Genomic DNA, 863 nt, shown 5'->3' on the forward strand with positions numbered 1-863 from the left:
GTCAGCTCCACCGATCCCGCCCCGATCCAGCCGTCGACCTGGGTGGTCTTGCGGGCGCCGACGATGGCGCCGGTGATGCCGGGCCAGGCCAGTGCCCAGGCGATGGCCACCTCGGCGACGGTGGCGCCGTGCCGCGCCGCGATCGGGCGCAGCGCGTCGGCGAGGCGGAGGTTGGCGGCCAGGCCGGTGGTGAAGTCGTGGTGGGCCGTCCGCCAGTCGTCCGCGGGCAGGCCGGCCACGCGTTCCGCCGAGAAGGCGCCGGTGAGAAGCCCCGACTGGAGCGGGGAGTAGACGATCACCCCGGTGTCGTGGGCGTGCGCCCAGGCGATCTCGGCGGCGGCGGAGCGGTTGATCGCGGAGAACGGCGGCTGGATCGCGTCGACGTGGGCGACGCGCTCGGCGGCCTCCAACAGCTCGGCCGAGTGGTTGGACAGGCCGATGGCGCGGACCTTGCCCTCGGCCTTCAGGTCGGCCATGACCTGCCAGTATTCCTCCAGCGGGGTGGCGTTGGGGGAGACGGCGCCGAAGCCGCCCCCGGCGTACTCCAGCGACTCGCCGGTGTCGGGATAGTGCACCTGGTACAGGTCGATGCGTTCGACGTTCAGCCGCCGCAGGGAGTCCTCGATCTCGCGGCGCACGCTGGCGGGCTTCATGATGCGCCGGGGCGCGGCCTCCGGGTTGTCGGGGTCCCAGACCAGGCCCGCCTTGGTGAAGATGTAGGGGCGCTCGGCCTCGGGCAGGCCGGCGATCGCCTTGCCGACCAGCTCTTCGGAGTGGCCGAGTCCGTAGACGGCGGCGGTGTCGATCCAGTTGACGCCGGAGGCGATGGCGTGGCGGATCGCGGCGATCGACTCGGCGTCGTC

The 863-nt window shown here is 72.9% G+C and carries 1 protein-coding gene; it reads right to left on the bottom strand.

Annotated elements, in window-relative coordinates; genetic code table 11:
- Positions 1 to 863, bottom strand: an 863-nt coding sequence (locus KIK05_RS46445; RefSeq protein ID WP_214417342.1) for an aldo/keto reductase, incomplete at both ends; no start/stop codon positions are given.

Origin of the sequence: Sphaerisporangium fuscum (assembly GCF_018531465.1) — a bacterium.
Lineage (GTDB): Bacteria > Actinomycetota > Actinomycetes > Streptosporangiales > Streptosporangiaceae > Sphaerisporangium > Sphaerisporangium fuscum.